This window comes from Tenacibaculum sp. IB213877 (assembly GCF_034043975.1).
Classification (GTDB): domain Bacteria; phylum Bacteroidota; class Bacteroidia; order Flavobacteriales; family Flavobacteriaceae; genus Polaribacter.
This window is the reverse complement of record NZ_JAXCHH010000001.1, coordinates 396,563-414,591: the sequence shown is the minus strand read 5'-3', so window position 1 is coordinate 414,591 and position 18,029 is coordinate 396,563. Positions and strand designations below refer to the sequence as shown.

The following is an 18,029-nucleotide window of genomic DNA, read 5'->3' as shown; positions in this document are numbered from 1 at the left end:
ACTTAAGAAAAAGCTCTAGTAGCTCTACTATTACTAGAGCTTTTTCTTTTATATACTACTATTTTAAACTTGTATGGTAACATTAAAAGATTTAGCAAAAGAGTTAAATGTTTCGGTATCAACCGTTTCTAAAGCATTGAGTGACAGTCATGAAATCAGCAAAGAAACCAAACAAAAAATACTAACATTAGCTCAAGAAAAGCAATATACCCCTAATAATATTGCTATTAATTTACGTAGAAAAGAAACAAAAACGTTGGGAGTGATCATTCCTAATATTTTTAATCATTTTTACACTAAAATTCTATACGGAATAGAGTCGGAAGCACGTAAAAATGGCTATAAAACCATTATTTCTATCTCCAATGAAACGTTTATTGCCGAAAAAGAAGGACTATCGTATTTTTCTAATGGTTGTGTAGACGGAGTGTTAATGGCACCGTCTGAAGAGTCGGAAATGCTAAATCAAACCAAACATATTTTAGAATTACGTAAAAAAGAGATTCCGTTTGTGTTCTTTGATCGTTATTTTGATGGTTTAGATGTGGATAAAGTGGTGATTGACGATTATGATGCTGCAAAAAATGCTATTGAATACTTTACCAACAGTGGCAAAAAGAATATTTTAGTGGTTTCTATGCTTAAAAACCTGTGGATAGGGAAGTTACGTAGAGAAGGAGCCTTAACTGCGGAAGGAATTGATATTATTGAGTCAGAATCTGAGGAAGAAATTGAATTTCAATTAAACAGAAAGCTGTTAACACAAAATGTGGATGCCATTTTAGCGTTGGATGAACTTTCAGGAATTATATCGTTGAATTTGGTACGCACGTTAACATTTGAAGTGCCTAAAGATGTTTCTATTATTAGTTTTAGTCAGGGAATCTTATCGGAGTATTCGCATCCAAAATTATCTACGGTAAACCAACACGCACAGTTAATTGGAGCCAATGCGGTAAAATTATTATTACGTAGATTAAAAAACAGAAACCCAGATCCGGTAACTAATGTGGTAAAAAGTACATTAGAGATTCACGGAACCTAGAGCAGGGTTCTGAAATATTCTATTTAACATAATATTAATTATAGTGCAAATATATAGTAATTTCTGTATAGCCGCATTTCAGGCTATTTAGCATAATATCAGATATAACGTCTTTAGACTTATATCAGCAGATATTATGTTAAAAGAAATTACGGCTAATTAACTTGTCTTTATTAATTCTTTTAAAATATTCAGTAAATTTGGTCAAGAAAATTTTAAATACGCGATTCTCGTGGATTTGAATTCTATTTTTAAAAGGAAAGTCATTTGTAACTATAATTTGCCGTTATGTAAAATAGCCGCTACCAAAGCGCTCGATTGTTTTATAAAATCAAATTGTTATCACAATTTATTTTACACACAATTATCCATCGCTTGCCAACGCCATATAAAAGCTTCACTTTTTGCTCTGTTTTAAAATTCGCGTATTTGATAAAATGTACGTCAAAAAAATTTTTAAGCAATTCTCGTCAAGTTGCCACAAGAGTATAAAATTTCTCTGCGAGCAAATTTCTATACACTTGTTCTATATAGAACTCCAATTAAAGTTTTCTTTTTGTGCGCTATCTTTTGCCTTGATGCAAAAAGAAATCGAGCCTGTGAGATTCACGAGTACCACAATATTAAATATGTAGCGAGTAAACAAAAAATCAAGGCTGCATATAATTTTGAAAACAATTAACGGCTCGCTTCACTATATTTTAGGAAAGCCTATAATTATTAAAATTATGTAGATATATTATGTAAAATAGAAATAATTAAGAAACTGTAATGCTAAAACCCTAAAATATGGTCGTTCTGCTCGTCTATTGTTTTAATCAAAATTTTATGAGGCCAAATTTCACATCGTGTTTACATTATATAGGTAATCATAGATTTTTCCTATTCTTGTGAAAAGTACTTATTCGACCTGTTGGTTCTATATGTATTGTATAATAGTCTCCTTGAAAATATATACTTTTTTCTCCATATCTACTATATCTTTTACCAGGATTCAGCTTAAAAAATTCTTGAACTTCATCATTAATCTCATTTACAACTTCTTTCATTACGAACGTTACATTTTCTTCATCCCATTGGAAATTATCTTTATGTTCAAAATGCTTATTTACTTGCATTTCTTCTACATGTCGCATATATACATGTAAGTATCTTTCAATATCCAAATATATTGGAACTAGTCCCATTACATTTAGTTTTATATCCTTAAAATGCTCAACTTTTATGAGTAATTCAGCAGCTTGTTCAATATTATCTGCAATTAGTTTTTTTAAACTACTTCCAGATTCATTTAAATACTTATTTAAAATGATCTTTGATTCCTCTTGTTTTTGCCTATACATTAAAGTACATTTCTTTTTTTCTTCCTGCGTTAATTCTTCCTTTTGATATTTAATTTTAAATAACTCCCACTCTATTTCCTCTTTCATTATTAAATCACCATTTGGATAGATTTCTTGAACTTCTTCATTAGATAAATTATCAGGCTCAAAATAAAATTTAAGCGCTAAATAAAAATGTCTATCCATTGGAGTAAAACCTACACCATCATTAATAAGTTTTTTCTGGAAACCATAAATCCAATTATAATCTCCACCTTTTGGAGATGTCCTCATAGGAATATTAAGAGTCTTAACTGTTCGTTTTTCTTTAGAGTGATAAGTGTTTTTTGGGTCGTGAACAAAATAATTTATGCAAGCAATATCATTTGAATTAATTCCTTCAAGTTCTAATTTTTTTATTTGCTCTTTAGATAAATTTCCAGCTAAATATCTCACTTTTAAAATTCCATGCTTGGAAAATGGACTTGTTTTTACTAATTCATCAAGTTCTTCTCTTTCTTTTTGAGTGTATAAAAAAACAACAGTTACAAATTGGCCATAAATTTTTACTGATTCACTATTATATTTGAATGTTATTCCAGCAGTTTTATCTTTCTTGCCTACTAACTTATATATTTCTTCATGAGTATAATCTTCCATAATCAGTTTAATTCGAAATCGTCATCACCTTCTGGTAATTCCAATGCTTTCACAGATTGTATTGCATTACCAGCAATTCCTTTTATTGAACCATACATATCAATCGTGTTGGTTACAACCTTTTCAATTTGCTTTTCTCTTTGTTTCCAAATTCTTTGCATTGAACGTTTCTCACTATCTAAATCTGATTTCATTTGTGTAAATCCTTCAACAATAGCTTCTATTTGCATTCTGAATGTACTACTTGTTAAATAGTCATAAAGCAAATCCATTTTATCTCCTTTATTTTCTTGAGTTATAACAGCATTATTTACCTGTATAATACCTTCTCTTAAAACAACACAAAGCCCTTTAATTCTTCATAATTGCATATCCAAATACCATCTTTCAATCCCATTCTATCCATATCAGATGGCATAACCTCTGTTACCAAAACTCCAATATTTGCTCCTCTATCTCTTATGTCAGCTTTAAATTTTTCAATCCAACTCGGTTGAAAGTCTTTAGTTCTCTTACTTTCATAATATATCGAACCACAATTTTGTTCTGTTCTTGTATGGACAATTTGAATACAATCTCCTCCTCTAACTCCTTTTTTTATTTCCTCAATTGTATCTAATGGGAATTTTGATTCTAACCACTCTTCTATTGCTAACTCTTGAACTTCTCCTTGAAGTTGCATCGAACCTTGCTCCTGCTTACGTTTCATCTCTTCAGTAAGCTTTTTCTGGTCTTCCAGTTGCTTTTGCATTTCTTTGAAACGTAATTCATTCTTTTCTTCTTCAGATTTTTTAATCTTCTCCTTTTCAGCAATTAGTATTTCATTTAGCTTCTTTTGTGCTTCTGCTTCAGCGGCTTCTTTTAGTTCATTTTTTTCACGCTTTAACTTTTCAATCTCTGCTTTAGAACGATTCAATTCTTTTACTTGATCTGACTTTTCATTCAATTCTTTTTGTAAAGCATCAAATTGTTCAGATTGTTCTTCTTTTAATTTAAGTTTTAGTTTTAATTCTATTTCTTTCTTTTCTTCTTTTAACTGATTTTCTAATCGTTCTTGAAATAGCTCATTTTCTTGTTTTTTCTTTTTTTCAAACTCAAGTTTATCTTCATTTAACTTTTTTTGTTCTGCTTCATATTTCTTTTTTTCTTCAGCAATTTGAGTTTGATATTTTTGTTTTATTTCTTCTTCAAGTTGATGAGTTAAAATATCTTGTACATCTATTGATGTTCCACAGTTTGGGCATTTTATTTGAGTTTCGTTTTTCATGCTACTTAAGTTTTTATTCTTCTCATCATATTATAATGACTTTCATGTCCCATTTTATTAAATATGTCTCTAAATACTTTTAGATACTTTTCTATACTTTCTGGTTCCACAAACACAACCAAATCATCATTAATAAAATGCGATCCATCATTTATCCATGAAACCAACGATTTACATATTATTAGTTCTTCCCCTTCAAATTTACTTATTGCGTCCTCATAACCTAACCCTCCAAGAATGTTAAAATAATATTCTAAAATTCTTCGTAAAGTATTAAAAATTGTTGCTGTATTGATGTTCTCTAAATCATCTAATTCTCTCCATAATAATTCATATGTTGTTTGAATTGGGTTTTCTGGATGCTTAATTATTTTGGTTTGATTGTCTAACTTTCGAACTATCCAAAAAGAAACCTTATTTGAATGACTATACCTACTTCCTAAAAATGTTACTTCCTTATAAAAATATACATTATGTGTTAAAACAAAAATCTGTTTAACTCCATGTTTACCTTTCTTTACATCTTCGACAACTTCTTTAATTAAGTTGCTCACAACAAACAATATATTACTATCAAGACTTGAAATTGGGTCATCAATTACAACTACTTTATTTGTTGCAATTCCTGTTTCAGATTTACTTCCTTTTAATAGATGATAGAAATATAAAAAAGTAATAAATGTATACTCTCCTTCACTTAACGATTCGTTGACTTCAGTTCCATCTTCTCTGACAATTTTATAAAATCCTTTAGTTTCTGATTCGTCAAGCTTAAAATTTGTAAATCCAAAAAGAGTAAGAATTTTATTTATTTCATTGACTGTTGGAAGTACACTTGTGATTTCAGACTCTTTTAAATTCACTTGCTTCTGGAGTTCAAGCCTTTTATCAGTTTTTTCTTTTTTAGACTTATTCATTCCTCCTTTTGCCTTTTCTACATCTTCTTTAGTCTTTGTATATGTTCTTAAATCTAACTTTAATTCATTTAATACAAATTGCCATATTTCAGATTTTAAATCATCCTTTTCTTTCGTAATGTTTTTTACAGTCTTATTATTTGCTTCTATTTCCTCTCTAAACTTTTTAATAATACTTGCAATACTTTTTAAAACAGGTTCTAAAGATTTTAATTCTATTTCAATACTTGGCGTTTTTTGTTTTGATTGAAGTATAATAACATTTGACTTATACTGTTCTTCTAAAAGTTCTATTTTATTTTTTAAATCATCAAATTCAAGAATAATTATGTCTTCTTCTAATATGGATTTGGCGTTTGTAATCAGTTCATTAACATACCTTTTATATTCTTGTATAAAATCATTTAATTCTAACTTTTTATTCTCGTAAGTTTCATCAAAAAATGATTCTATTTCATTTTTCAACGATTTACTAACTTCTTGTTGACAAAAAGGACATTGATTTTCTGTAATTTTTAAGTAATCCACTCCATCTTTAATCCAGTCACTATTATCAAGCTTTTTAATTAACTTCCCAATCTCAACATCTTCTTTTCCAATAATTTTTGTCGAAAGAATTTTGGAATTTTCTTTAATAGTTAATTCAGGATATTCAAACTGTTTGATTTGATTAAATGACTTCAAATCATCATTAAAAACTTTTCTGCATTTATCTTTGATATCATCTTCATTTAATAAAACAGAAGTATTACCAATTTCACTAATACACTTATTGAAAAAGGCTTCTCCACTTCCCATAAACCCTTGGTAAGCAGGTCTGAAAAACTCTTCATATTTAAGCTTAATTTGCCATGCTTTGTTAATGGTTTCTCTTTTCTTTTTAGCTAAAATTGACTCTTGCTTTTCAATAGCTTCTATTAATCCGTCAATACTTTTAGTTAAGCTATCTATTTCAATATTAGACTCTTTGATGAAGGTTTGTGCATTTGTCTCATCTTTTCCGAGAGTAAAAATCCCTTCAATTGCATTACTTTGATTAAAGCTCGAGTTAACAAAATTTTTATTATAAACCAAAGTTTCAATTGTACTTGATTCCCAATCTAATGAACAATCTTCATAAGAACTACAATCATCTATTACATTACCCAATGAGGTTTTGCCTGTTCCATTACTTCCGTAAAAATAATTCACTTCAGATGGTTCAATTTCAACCATCTCCATATATGAAGCAGTTTTATGTATTTTAATTTTATTAATCATATCTGGTAGTTTTATATAGCAATTGACTATGTCGTATTAATCGACATTGCTATTATGTAATTAAAAATTGTTAATTAAGGGAGATTTTAAATCTACGAAATATTGTAGGAATTAACGTGAGGGAAAACCGTAAAGTAAATAAAGTTTTTAACACAAATTATCATTCCACACACATTACACTACTCTCCTATCGTCGTTTCGTGTAAAGAGTGTTCCATTAACTGTATTAAAGAAACTTTTGGAGTAAAATTTTTTCAGAAACTTTAGAAAGGACTTTCGCTTTTATCCAAAGCTCAAGTTACATAACGCGAGAACATTATAGTACAAATATAATATATGAGCAAAACGACGAATACCACGTATTTGATATAATATCAGATATAATTACGCACCAGCGTATTATATCGACGGATATTATATTAAACAACAAATTGTTTTAAGGTATTCATTGTTAAGTAATGTACATTTCAACAAAATAATTTAGATTATATTCGAAACCGTAAATCAAACATTTAGAGAATCAAAAAGCATATGTTGTTTTTTTATTATTTAATTTTCTTATTGCTATTTATTACGGTGTTAAGACCTTTTTCTACTTTAATTCATGAGTTAGGTCATGGTATTCCTGCTCTGATATTTACAGATAAAAAAGTAACTCTATATTTAGGTTCTCATGGAGATCCAACAAAAAGTTTTAGAATCCAAATTGGAAGATTAGAACTTTTTTTTAACAATAATCCTTTTCATTGGAAAATTGGCCTTTGTGTATTAGAGCAAAAAACACTTTCAATAAACAAGCAAATATTTATTGATTTAATGGGACCTTTGGCATCATTGAGTTTATCAATGATTTTAAGTTATTTAGTTTTCTTTAGTAATTTTAATGACAATGTTAAAATTGTTCTATTTTTTTTCAATATATCTACATATTACGACTTCTATATAAACATAGTCCCAAGTAAAAATCCTATAGAGCTTTATGATGGAACTACCGTGTTTAATGATGGTAAACAAATAATGGATTTGTTGAAGTATAAAAATATTTCTGATGGATATATTTTAGGAGCTAAACATTACAACAATCAAGACTATGAACTAGCTGCTTTAGAATTAGAAAAAGTTCTTGATAAAGGTTATCAGGAAAATATTATCTATCAATTATTAATAAGTGCATATTTACAGATAAAGGATAACACCAATGCTGCAAGAATAAATAATTTATACAGTAATAGGTCTAAAAAAACATTCAACTCAAATGATTTTTCAAATTCAGGATTAATAAAATCATTTTTTGGTAATTACGATGGGGCAATTAAAGACTATGACGAAGCAATTAAAATTGATCCTAATAATAGTAACGCATTAAATAATCGTGGTTATACATACAATCTTATAGGAGATTATAAAAGTGCTATAAAAGATTTTGAGAAAGCTATATTGTTAGAAGACAGTTTTGCTTACGCACTCAATAATAGAGGATTTGCTAAAATTAAACTTGGTTTAAAAGAAGAAGGACTCAAAGACCTTGAAAAATCAATGACATTAGATGGAACAAATTCCTATTGCTATTTTAATTTTGGTATGTATCATTATTATAATTTTGAATATGAACAAGCTCTAGAGTACTTTACTAAAGCTAAAGAATTAGATTCAACAACCTATAAACTTGATAGTTATTTAAAAAAAGTTACGGACAAATTAAGTTTATAACTTACTAATTCATTTCACACACATTACATTCCCCTATCGTCATTTCAGGCAAAAGGTATTCTGATAGACTCCAAAATATCCAATTAAAACCATATTCGTTTACGGTTTTCCGTAATATGCCTTCCCACCTATGTTTTTAAGTAAAAAACAACGCAACGCATAAAAAAATCCCATGGGTTGCCATGGGATCTTTATGAAAATAATTCAATAATCTATACATAAAAGTTTACGCAGGTACTTCCATCGCTACTTTGCGTCGTTCCCAATTACGGTGTTGTGCAATGGCATCTCTAAACTGTTTTGGTTTTTCATTAATACATACAGCTGCATCGTCTTTATAATCGGCTACAAAGGTTGTATCTAACAGCTCCTCTCCTTCTCCGTCTGCCGCTATGGCTTTGCAATGCTTAAAAGCTTCGTTAATGAACTTTTTTATTTTTGCTTCTTTCTGTAACGCTTTTACGGCTTTTTTCCCTCCGGGAATGTATACCGCATCAAACAATACACTTTCGGTAGTGGCAATAGCAGCATCTACTTCATGCTCCATGTTATCGCTACAGGTTACGGTACCGCCATGAGGCGCTACCAATTTTACCATAGCGCCTTCTTTTTCAAGCGTAGAGGTCATTTTTTTAAAGGCTTTCATGTCAAATCCGTCGGCTACCAATACCGCTATTTGTCGCGTTTCAATAGTGTCAAACTTTGTGTTCGCTTGACTCAACGCAGGATCTTCGTCTAAGTAATTTTTAGGATCTTGCGGTTGGTGTTCTTTTACATTAGCATCTGCTCCAATAGCTTGGTTGATAGGTTTGTTAATACTTTTAGGTACTTTCATTCCTAAATTTTCAGCCACAGTTTTAGCCAGATTTTTATCTATTTTGTTGATAAGCCATAGCATACGCTCTTTAATATGTTTTTGGGTACATTTTCCTAATTCAAAAGAATAAGCTTGTGCCACGTGCTCTTTTTCCCAATCGGATAAACTGCGGTAAAATAATGCGGGTTGCGAAAAATGATCGCTAAAACTTTCACTTCTGCCTCTAATTTTTTTCGCATCTATACGCTCTTCATAATGCGTAAAGCCTCCTTCTTTCATTTTACTAAGGTGCGGACATCCACCCATTAACGTATTAGGAAAATACGCTCCTTGTCCTTTTGGTATATCCATTTGCATGTGTCCGTCACGCTCATTGTTATACACCTTGGTAATAGGTTTGTTAATAGGTATTTGATGGAAGTTAGGCGATCCTAAACGAGAAAGTTGTGTATCTCGGTACGAAAACAAACGCCCTTGTAGTAACGGATCGTTGGTAAAATCTATACCCGGTACAATATGTCCTGGTAAAAATGCAACTTGCTCTGTTTCTGCAAAGAAATTATCCGGGTTTCGATTCAATACCATTTTACCAATAATTTCTACCGGAACCAGCTCTTCAGGAATCAATTTAGTAGGGTCTAACAGGTCAAATTCATATTTGTGTTCGTCTTTTTCAGGAACTACTTGTATCCCCAATTCCCACTCCGGATAATGTCCTGCTTCAATAGCATCCCATAAATCGCGACGATGAAAATCGGCATCAGCACCGTTAATTTTAACAGCTTCGTCCCAAGTTACAGAATGCACTCCTAATTTGGGTTTCCAATGGAATTTTACAAAATGAGATTCGTTTTTATCATTGATCAATCTAAAGGTATGAATACCAAAACCTTCCATCATTCTTAAACTACGCGGAATGGCTCTGTCGCTCATGGCCCAAATATGATTGTGTAAGGTTTCTGTAGTATGCGAAACAAAATCATAAAAAGTATCATGAGCCGAGGCTGCTTGCGGAATTTCATTATTCGGTTCTGGTTTTACAGAATGGATTAGATCTGGAAACTTCATAGCATCTTGAATAAAGAAAATAGGCATGTTGTTTCCCACCAAATCCCATGTGCCTTCTTCGGTATAGAATTTTACAGCAAAGCCTCTTACATCTCTCGCTAAATCAGGAGAGCCTTTTGAACCTGCTACGGTTGAAAAACGAACAAAAACAGGTGTTTTGCGTTTGGTATCGGTAAAAATACCTGCTTTACTGTATTTTTTTATGCTTTTGGTCAGCTGAAAATAACCATGTGCTCCACTACCCCTAGCATGTACAATGCGTTCTGGAATGCGTTCGTGATCAAAATGGGTAATTTTTTCACGCAGTAAAAAGTCTTCTAATAAGGTAGCTCCTCGTACGCCTGCTTTTAAAGAGTTGTTAGTGTCGTTTACTTTTAATCCTTGATTGGTGGTCATAGGATTGTTTTCATAGTCCACTTTGTGTGTTTCTAAATCTTGTATTTTTTTAGATTCGGAGGTTTTTTCTATATTTTTTTTTGCCATGATATAATGAGTTGTAATTAGTAAATAATATAGCATCTAAATTACTTATATTACTACATTTCAACAACTTACAACATCATATGAGTTAAAGAAAATACGATATCAGTTCATATTTGTTCTTGAGTGAGAAATAAACTAATTTTTTTAAGTTTTATCTTTCTCTATGTATTCTTGTAATTTACCTCTATACTCTATAGAGGTTCTATGAGAACTGGTAATATGAATGCTTGTGGTTAAATTAGGAAAAATACGTACTGTAACACGGTAACTTTCTGAGTTAGAATTGTCATCTTTAGCAGAAAATGTTATTGTGTAATTACCTTTATCCGTTTTTGTTATTTGATAATCTTTTGGTTGCCCATTAAACTCAATTCCTATTTTATTGCTATTGGAATACCCTCCCATTTGTCGTTCTCCAAAATATGGTAGGTAGCCTGAAACGGAATCGTTTTTAATAATTAAATAGTTGGTATTACCGGTTATATCTATCATACCCGCTGTACTTCCTAAAGGAAATAACCGTGCATTTTGTAAACTCATTAAAGCATTACTGGCTCTTGGGTATGCCCAACTTGATTCAATTTTATAAGATTTACTGTTCATTATATTATCAAAGGCTGCTTGTTGTTGCGGCGTTATTTCTTTTTTTGAAGCACAGCTTGTTACCACAACAATAAAAAATAGAAAGACTATATTTTTCATCTCTTAAATACTTATACATTAGGCTTAAATTTACATTTTTTTAAGCTAACCTAATGATTTTTAACACTTTTTAGTTATCACTATTTGCTCTATCTTTCTTTGTGTATATAATTATGAAACTTACTGAACTAATAGTACCAGATTAAAAATGTGTTGTAAGAATGAATATCAACACCCTAAAAATTTAAACAAAAAAAATGCTTGTTTAACACAAGCATTTTCTTATCGGAAATAATGACTATGAATTATATTTTTTGAACTTTAACCGCGTTCATTCCTTTTAGGCCTTTTTCTAATTCAAAAGATACTTTATCATTCTCAGCAATTTCATCTATAATGCCGCTAACATGGGTAAAGTATTTTTCTTGGTTTTCGGCATCTATAATAAACCCAAAACCTTTAGAGGCATCAAAGAAAGATACCTTCCCTTTTCGTACCGCATCCTCTTCCTCTACGTCTTCTTTTTTTGGAATACCAATTACAATGCTTTCTGCATCTACTTTAACTTTCATTGTTGGATCTGGCGGAGTATCAGTTAAATTTCCATTATGATCTACATAGGCAAACTGAATACCTTGCCCTGGAATTTTCTCTGCTTTTTGAGCTTCTTTTTTCTTTCTTTTTTCTTCACGTTTTTTTAAACGCTTTTTTTCTTTTTCACTTTTATTAAATGTTTGTTGTGATTTTGCCATTCATTTGTTTTAATAGAATTATACTTGGTGGTCTGTAAGAAGAATGTTGAAAGAAGTATTAAACGGTTGGTTATGAAAAGATAAATGAATATTTATCTGAAAATTTGCCAGAGCGATTATATAAGTCAATGCTCTTCTTTTTAAACGATTACAAATATACTGTTAATATTTTGATTTTAAACTATTAAATGATTTTCAATTATTAATAACCATACTAAATCACTATACTACAAACTTAATAAGAGTAAAACGTTGTTAATCCTCATCTGAATAAACTTTAAAAGGATTTGAGAATGTTTGTATTGTTTCATTACCCACAGAAATGCTCTTAAAAACCTCTCTATCAGTAACATGTTGGTATTGTAAAACTTCTCTTTGAGATAACACCGGAGATAAGCATATATCATAGTTTTGAGCCATTGCTACCCATTCATCTCTTGTTTTTTGACCAAAAAGTTGCTCTAAATCTTCTTTTTTACAAACGCCTTGTATCAATTCGACTTCATTAGTAGCCTTCCACTCAGGTTTCTGAACCATATCACAGAAATTATTCCAAAATTTAGGTTCTAAAGGCGCAAAAACAATCCATTGTGAATCTTTGCATTCATACACGTTGTAATTCATTAATCCGCCACTTAATATGGGTAATTCTTTATACGAAATACCTCCTTGCTCAATTCCGTGAGGGACTGTACCTAACGGAATAACAGCGTCTAACAACGATAGATCAATATACTGCGCTTTTTGTTCTCGTTGCTGCGCTAACAAGCCGCTTGTGCAAGCTGCTAACAACATATAAGATCCACCGGCAATGTCAGCGATTTGAAATCCTGGTATTACCGGTTTCCCTCTTTCGTCTTTATTCAAATCTAACAAGCCCGAAAGCGCTACATAATTTAAATCATGTCCTGCTTTGTCTTTGAGCGCTCCGGTTTGTCCATATCCTGTGATGGAAATGTATACGATCTTCGGATTAATCTTTTTAACATCCTCAAAAGAGAGACCAAAACTTGCCATTGCACCGGGTCTGAATTGTTCTATTAAAACATCGGTCTCTTTAATTTTTTGATGCATCAATTTTTTTCCTTCGGAAGATTCGTAATCGATGAGTAAAGATTCTTTAGTACTATTCATTACATGAAACAAAACCGAATTCTCACCCATTTTAGGTTGATAAAAACGCGTAGAATCTAATCGTTTCGGACTTTCAACCTTGGTTACTTCGGCGCCCATTTCGCTTAAAAAATGCGTTCCTAAGGGTCCTGGAAGTAATCGCGTAAAATCTAAAACCTTTACTTCTTTTAAAATTTTTATTTGTTTCATTTACAATATATTAAATACTATTACCTAATATTTAACTTTAATATGTGTTTTTATTGTTTTTTAGCTTTTCTCATGGCTTTCATTTGCTGAAATAATTCTTTAAACATTCCACGAGCAATTAACAATTTCATGATTTCATTTGATCCTGCATAAATTCTTGCTACACGGTTATCAGCATACATTTTTGCAATTGGATATTCCCACATATACCCATACCCACCAAATAATTGTAAGCACTCATCCACTACTTTTCCGCACATATCCGTTGCTGAAAATTTAGCCATAGAAGCACTTTCTGCTGTTAATTTATGTTCTGCTAATAACAATGAACAACGATCTACAAAGGTTTGATGAATTTGCAATTGAGTAGCGCATTCAGCTAATTTAAACTGTGTGTTTTGGAAACCGGCAATCGGTTGTTTAAATGCGGTTCTTGTAGAAGTATAAGCAATGGTTTCTTCAATAGCTCCTTCTGCTATAGCAATACCACTAATGGCCACAGACAAACGCTCTCTAGCTAATTCGGTCATCATAATTTTAAACCCTTCTCCTTCGTTGCCTAACGAGTTCTCTTTTGGCACTTTTACATTATCAAAGAATAACTCACAGGTATCTTGTGCTTTCATCCCTATTTTCTTAAAAGGAACTCCTTTTTCAAATCCATCTAAAGCACTTTCCATAATTAAAAGAGAAATCCCTTGTTTTTCTGTACCTGGATTGGTTTTAACGGCTACAATGGCCATGTCTGACATGTATCCGTTGGTAATAAACGTTTTTTGTCCGTTTACTAAGTAATGATCGCCTTTATCTACCGCTGTAGTTCGTAAGGCTTGTAAATCACTACCACAGTTAGGTTCTGTCATACCAATAGCGGTAATCATTTTACCTGAAGCCATTTGTGGTAAATACTTTTGTTTCTGGGCTTCTGTACCGTATTTTAAAAGATACGGAGCTACAATATCTGAGTGTAATGAAAACCCCGGACCGCTAATACCTTTTTTGGAAAACTCTTCAATTAATAAGGCATTAAAAGTAAAGTCTAAACCACTACCTCCATACTCAACCGGCATATCTAAACATAACAACCCTAACTCTCCTGCTCTTTCCCAAATTTCACGACTTACCATACCGTTTTTTTCCCATTTTTCAGTTTGTGGTAACACTTCATTGTTAATGAAATCTTGAATCATTTGTTGCATCATCTTATGCTCTTCTGATGCGTAAATTTCTCTTTCTAGTAAAACGTTTTGTAACATGTTTCTTTATTTTTTATTTGTTTGTTTAATTTTTGTAGAATACTCTATTGTTTTCTGCTTTTTCTATCAATTCTTTAAGGCTCTTTGGTAATTGGAAACGCTCGCCATATTGGCTCGCTAGTTTTTCACTGTACGCAGCAAATTCAGAAGCGCCTATATAATCGATATAAGACATGACCCCTCCTGTGTGAATTGGAAACCCTAAACCTAAAATAGAACCCACATCGGCATCTTTTGGTTCTCTTAAAACCCCTGAATCAATACACTTATAGGCATCTATAACCATAGCAAAAAGTAATCTTCTTCCTACTTCTTCTTCATCATAATCTTCTTTTACAGGGAATATGTTACTCCATTCTGACCACAGATATTTTTTAGCTCCATCAGGATATTCATAAAAACCTGCGCCTTCTTTCTTTCCTTTTCTTCCGTGAACTTCAACGATATTAGCGATGATTTTTTCTAACTGCTTTTCGTGCTCAGTAAGCGTAGGATCTTCACCCATAATGTCTAACATCAGCTTTAAATTCACCTCGTCTGAAATGGCTAAGGGACCTACAGGCATACCAATTTTCTTAGCCACATTTTCAATGACTGCCGGTGGAATTCCTTCGGAAAGCATTGAAATTCCTTCGTTTACGAATTTTCCGAAAACTCGAGAAGTGAAGAATCCGCGTCCGTCATTAACCACAATAGGCACTTTTTTAATTCTGATCACATAATCTATAGCCGCAGCTAAGGTTTCTTCAGAAGTTTCTTTTCCTACAATTACTTCTACTAATGGCATTTTATCTACCGGAGAGAAAAAGTGTAACCCAATGTATTTATCTGGCTTAGACGAAGCTTTTGCCAATGTGGTAATTGGAATACTTGATGTATTGGAAGCATAGATAACTTCGTCTTTAATTACCGCTTCCGTTTCTTTAGTTACGGTATTTTTAAGTTTTTCATTCTCAAAAACAGCTTCAATAATTAAATCGCAATCTTTTAAATCGTTAACATCATCTGACGGATGAATATTCTCTAAAAGAACATCTATCTTTTCTTGAGTAGTATACCCTTTTTCTAGTTTCTTGTTTTCAACGATTTGAGAATAGTTCTTCCCTTTTTCAGCGCCTTCCTTAGTTACATCTTTTAAAACAACCTCTAATCCGGCTTTTGCGCTTACATAAGCAATTCCTGCACCCATCATACCCGCACCTAAAACGCCAATTTTGTTATAAGTAGCTTTTTCAAATCCTTTAGGTTTTGCTTTTCCTTTAGCAGCATCTCCAATAAAAATAAATGAAGAACGGATGATGTTTTTACTCTCTTTAGTGAACAAAGTATCTGTAAAATATCTTGCCTCTATTTCTAACGCATTGTCAATTCCACAAGAAGCTCCGTAATAAATAGCGCTTAAAACGTTTTTTATATGAGGCATGTTCCCATGCGTATTTTTGAAAGCCATGGCGTTAGACACACTGAAGAATTCTGTTATACCAGATAATTGTCCGACACCCACAGGAGTTCCCGGTACTTGGAATCGTTTGTTATCCCAAGGTTGTTGTGTCTTTTCATTGGCCAAGATCCATTCTTTAGCCTTCGCATTGATATCTTCTTCTGGAGTACAAAGTTCACTTACAATTCCTTCTTTTAAAGCCTGTGCTGCATTAAATTTTTTAGATTGTGTAATGTACTGAATTGTTTTTTGCGGACCTAACATTCTTAAGTAACGTTGTGTTCCTCCCGCTCCCGGGAATAATCCCACAGAACATTCCACCAATCCTGTTTTATTTTTTGGATGCGTAGTCATAATCCTATGATTACACGCCAAGGCAAGCTCTAATCCGCCACCCAGCGCTAATCCGTTCATAGCAGCAACAATAGGTTTTTCACTCAACTCCATTCTACGCATAGCTCTATGCGTTTCTAAAAGCATATTATAGCAATCTTCTTTAGATTTATCGTAGTTTAAAAACCATTTCAAATCTCCTCCTGCGATAAAATCGTTTTTTGCTGAATTGATGACAACTCCTTTCACCGTAGCATCTTCCAACGCTTGATCCATCGTACTGAAAAAAGCTGGCATGGTTACCGCATTCATGATATTAACCGGAGAGTTTGCTACATCCCAAGTAATAAAAGCAATACCGTCTGCGTCTATCGTATAGTTTATATGTTCCATTTTAATACTTTCTTTTATAGTTGATTAAACGCGTTCTATTATAGTGGCAATACCCATTCCTCCACCTACACAAAGGGTAGCTAAGGCTGTACTTTTATCTTGACGCTCTAACTCGTCTAAAGCAGTTCCTAAAATCATACATCCTGTTGCTCCCAGAGGATGTCCCATAGCAATGGCTCCCCCATTCACATTTACTTTAGAATGATCTACCTTCATGTTTTCCATTAATCGTAAAGGAACCACTGCAAAAGCTTCGTTAACTTCCCATAGATCAATATCAGAAGCATTCATACCCGCCATGTGAAGTGCTTTTTGAGTAGCAGGAGTTGGTCCTTCCAACATAATTAAAGGCTCCGAACCAATAACAGTTCCCATTTTAATTACAGCTCTTGGTTTTAAACCTAACTTTTCTCCTACCTCTTTATTTCCAATCAACATCAATGCTGCGCCATCTACTAAACCAGAGGAATTTCCTGCATGATGTACGTGATTGATGCGTTCTACTTCAACATATTTATCTATTGCTGTTTGATCAAACAACTGCCCTCCCATACCAGCAAAAGAAGGTCTCAAACCTGCTAATGCTTCTATGGTCGTGTTTGATCTGATATATTCATCGTATGCTAAATGAGTGAATCCGTTGATATCTTTCACCGGAATAAGTGATTTATTAAAATATCCAGCGTCTCTAGCTTTGGTAGCTCGCTGTTGAGAAGCAACCGCAAATGCATCTACATCATTTCTACTATATCCGTATTTAGATGCGATTAAATCTGCTGAAATACCTTGTGGTACAAATTTTCCGAAAGCCGCTTCAGGCTCCATGATCCACGCAGAACCATCAATTCCCATTGGGATTCTGGACATCGACTCTACGCCTCCGGCAATGATTAAATTAGACCAACCCGATCGTACTCTAGCTGCAGCTTGGTTTACCGCTTCTAAACCTGAGGCACAATACCTGTTTAAAGATACTGCCGCAAGATGATCACCATATTCAGCACATTGTGCCGCTACTTTAGCCACGTTACCCCCTTGTTCACCTGCTTGCGTAACACATCCCATAACTAAATCTTCTACCAATGGTGTATCTAAATTGTTACGTTCTTTTAATGCCTTTAGAAGTGTAGTAGTAAGCTGTACAGGACTTACCTGAGCTAAACTCCCTGTTTTTTTACCTATTCCCCTAGGTGTTCTAACGGCATCATAAATGTATGCTTCCATAAAGTTGTTTGTTTAAAGTTACTAGTTGGTAACATATATCATAAAAAAATATTGTGACCGTATAGTTACAAATTTAATTAAATATTTATATTTACCAAACGAAAGTAAATATACAA

Annotated in this window: 10 protein-coding genes and 2 pseudogenes; 2 read left to right on the top strand and 10 right to left on the bottom strand. The window is 32.5% G+C overall.

Going from position 1 to position 18,029, the window contains the following annotated elements:
• The first annotated feature begins 73 nt into the window (after positions 1-73).
• Positions 74-1,045 carry a LacI family DNA-binding transcriptional regulator gene (locus SLH33_RS01730; RefSeq protein ID WP_320417334.1) on the top strand — a complete coding sequence of 324 codons (972 nt, stop codon included), beginning with the start codon at positions 74-76 and terminating at the stop codon, positions 1,043-1,045.
• A gap of 869 nt (positions 1,046-1,914) precedes the next feature.
• Here SLH33_RS01730 and SLH33_RS01725 read toward each other — a convergent pair.
• The 3 genes and pseudogenes from SLH33_RS01725 to SLH33_RS01715 form a co-directional block, all read right to left on the bottom strand.
• Positions 1,915-3,027 (bottom strand): hypothetical protein, encoded by a 1,113-nt coding sequence (locus SLH33_RS01725; protein WP_320417333.1) that lies wholly within the window; start codon positions 3,025-3,027, stop codon positions 1,915-1,917.
• 2 nt (positions 3,028-3,029) lie between these two features.
• A pseudogene (locus SLH33_RS01720) lies at positions 3,030-3,736 on the bottom strand (DUF2130 domain-containing protein).
• 563 nt (positions 3,737-4,299) lie between these two features.
• Positions 4,300-6,471, bottom strand: coding sequence for an AAA family ATPase (locus SLH33_RS01715; protein ID WP_320417332.1), 2,172 nt, complete (start codon positions 6,469-6,471; stop codon positions 4,300-4,302).
• 531 nt (positions 6,472-7,002) lie between these two features.
• Between SLH33_RS01715 and SLH33_RS01710 the strand changes: the two genes are divergently transcribed.
• Positions 7,003-8,181, top strand: coding sequence for a tetratricopeptide repeat protein (locus tag SLH33_RS01710; protein ID WP_320417331.1), 1,179 nt, complete (start codon positions 7,003-7,005; stop codon positions 8,179-8,181).
• A gap of 226 nt (positions 8,182-8,407) precedes the next feature.
• On the opposite strand, the gene SLH33_RS01705 is transcribed toward SLH33_RS01710, so the two are convergent.
• The 7 genes and pseudogenes from SLH33_RS01705 to SLH33_RS01675 all read right to left on the bottom strand — a co-directional run bounded on the left by SLH33_RS01705 (position 8,408) and on the right by SLH33_RS01675 (position 17,913).
• The gene (locus SLH33_RS01705; protein WP_320417330.1) at positions 8,408-10,549 is read right to left on the bottom strand and encodes a catalase; all 2,142 of its coding nucleotides are present in this window, start codon (positions 10,547-10,549) and stop codon (positions 8,408-8,410) included.
• Positions 10,550-10,783: 234 nt separating this feature from the next.
• Positions 10,784-11,152: pseudogene (locus SLH33_RS01700) on the bottom strand (DUF4251 domain-containing protein); the annotation flags it as partial.
• A gap of 344 nt (positions 11,153-11,496) precedes the next feature.
• Positions 11,497-11,943 carry a cold shock domain-containing protein gene (locus SLH33_RS01695; protein WP_320417328.1) on the bottom strand — a complete coding sequence of 149 codons (447 nt, stop codon included), beginning with the start codon at positions 11,941-11,943 and terminating at the stop codon, positions 11,497-11,499.
• A 255-nt stretch (positions 11,944-12,198) separates the two neighbouring features.
• Positions 12,199-13,266 carry a CoA transferase gene (locus SLH33_RS01690; RefSeq protein WP_320417327.1) on the bottom strand — a complete coding sequence of 356 codons (1,068 nt, stop codon included), beginning with the start codon at positions 13,264-13,266 and terminating at the stop codon, positions 12,199-12,201.
• A gap of 50 nt (positions 13,267-13,316) precedes the next feature.
• Entirely contained in the window at positions 13,317-14,522 is a 1,206-nt protein-coding gene (locus SLH33_RS01685) for an acyl-CoA dehydrogenase family protein (RefSeq protein WP_320417326.1), read from the bottom strand.
• A 25-nt stretch (positions 14,523-14,547) separates the two neighbouring features.
• Positions 14,548-16,689 carry a 3-hydroxyacyl-CoA dehydrogenase NAD-binding domain-containing protein gene (locus SLH33_RS01680; protein WP_320417325.1) on the bottom strand — a complete coding sequence of 714 codons (2,142 nt, stop codon included), beginning with the start codon at positions 16,687-16,689 and terminating at the stop codon, positions 14,548-14,550.
• 24 nt (positions 16,690-16,713) lie between these two features.
• Complete coding sequence (locus SLH33_RS01675) at positions 16,714-17,913, bottom strand: acetyl-CoA C-acetyltransferase (RefSeq protein ID WP_320417324.1); 1,200 nt, start codon at positions 17,911-17,913, stop codon at positions 16,714-16,716.
• Between the last annotated feature and the right edge of the window lie 116 nt (positions 17,914-18,029).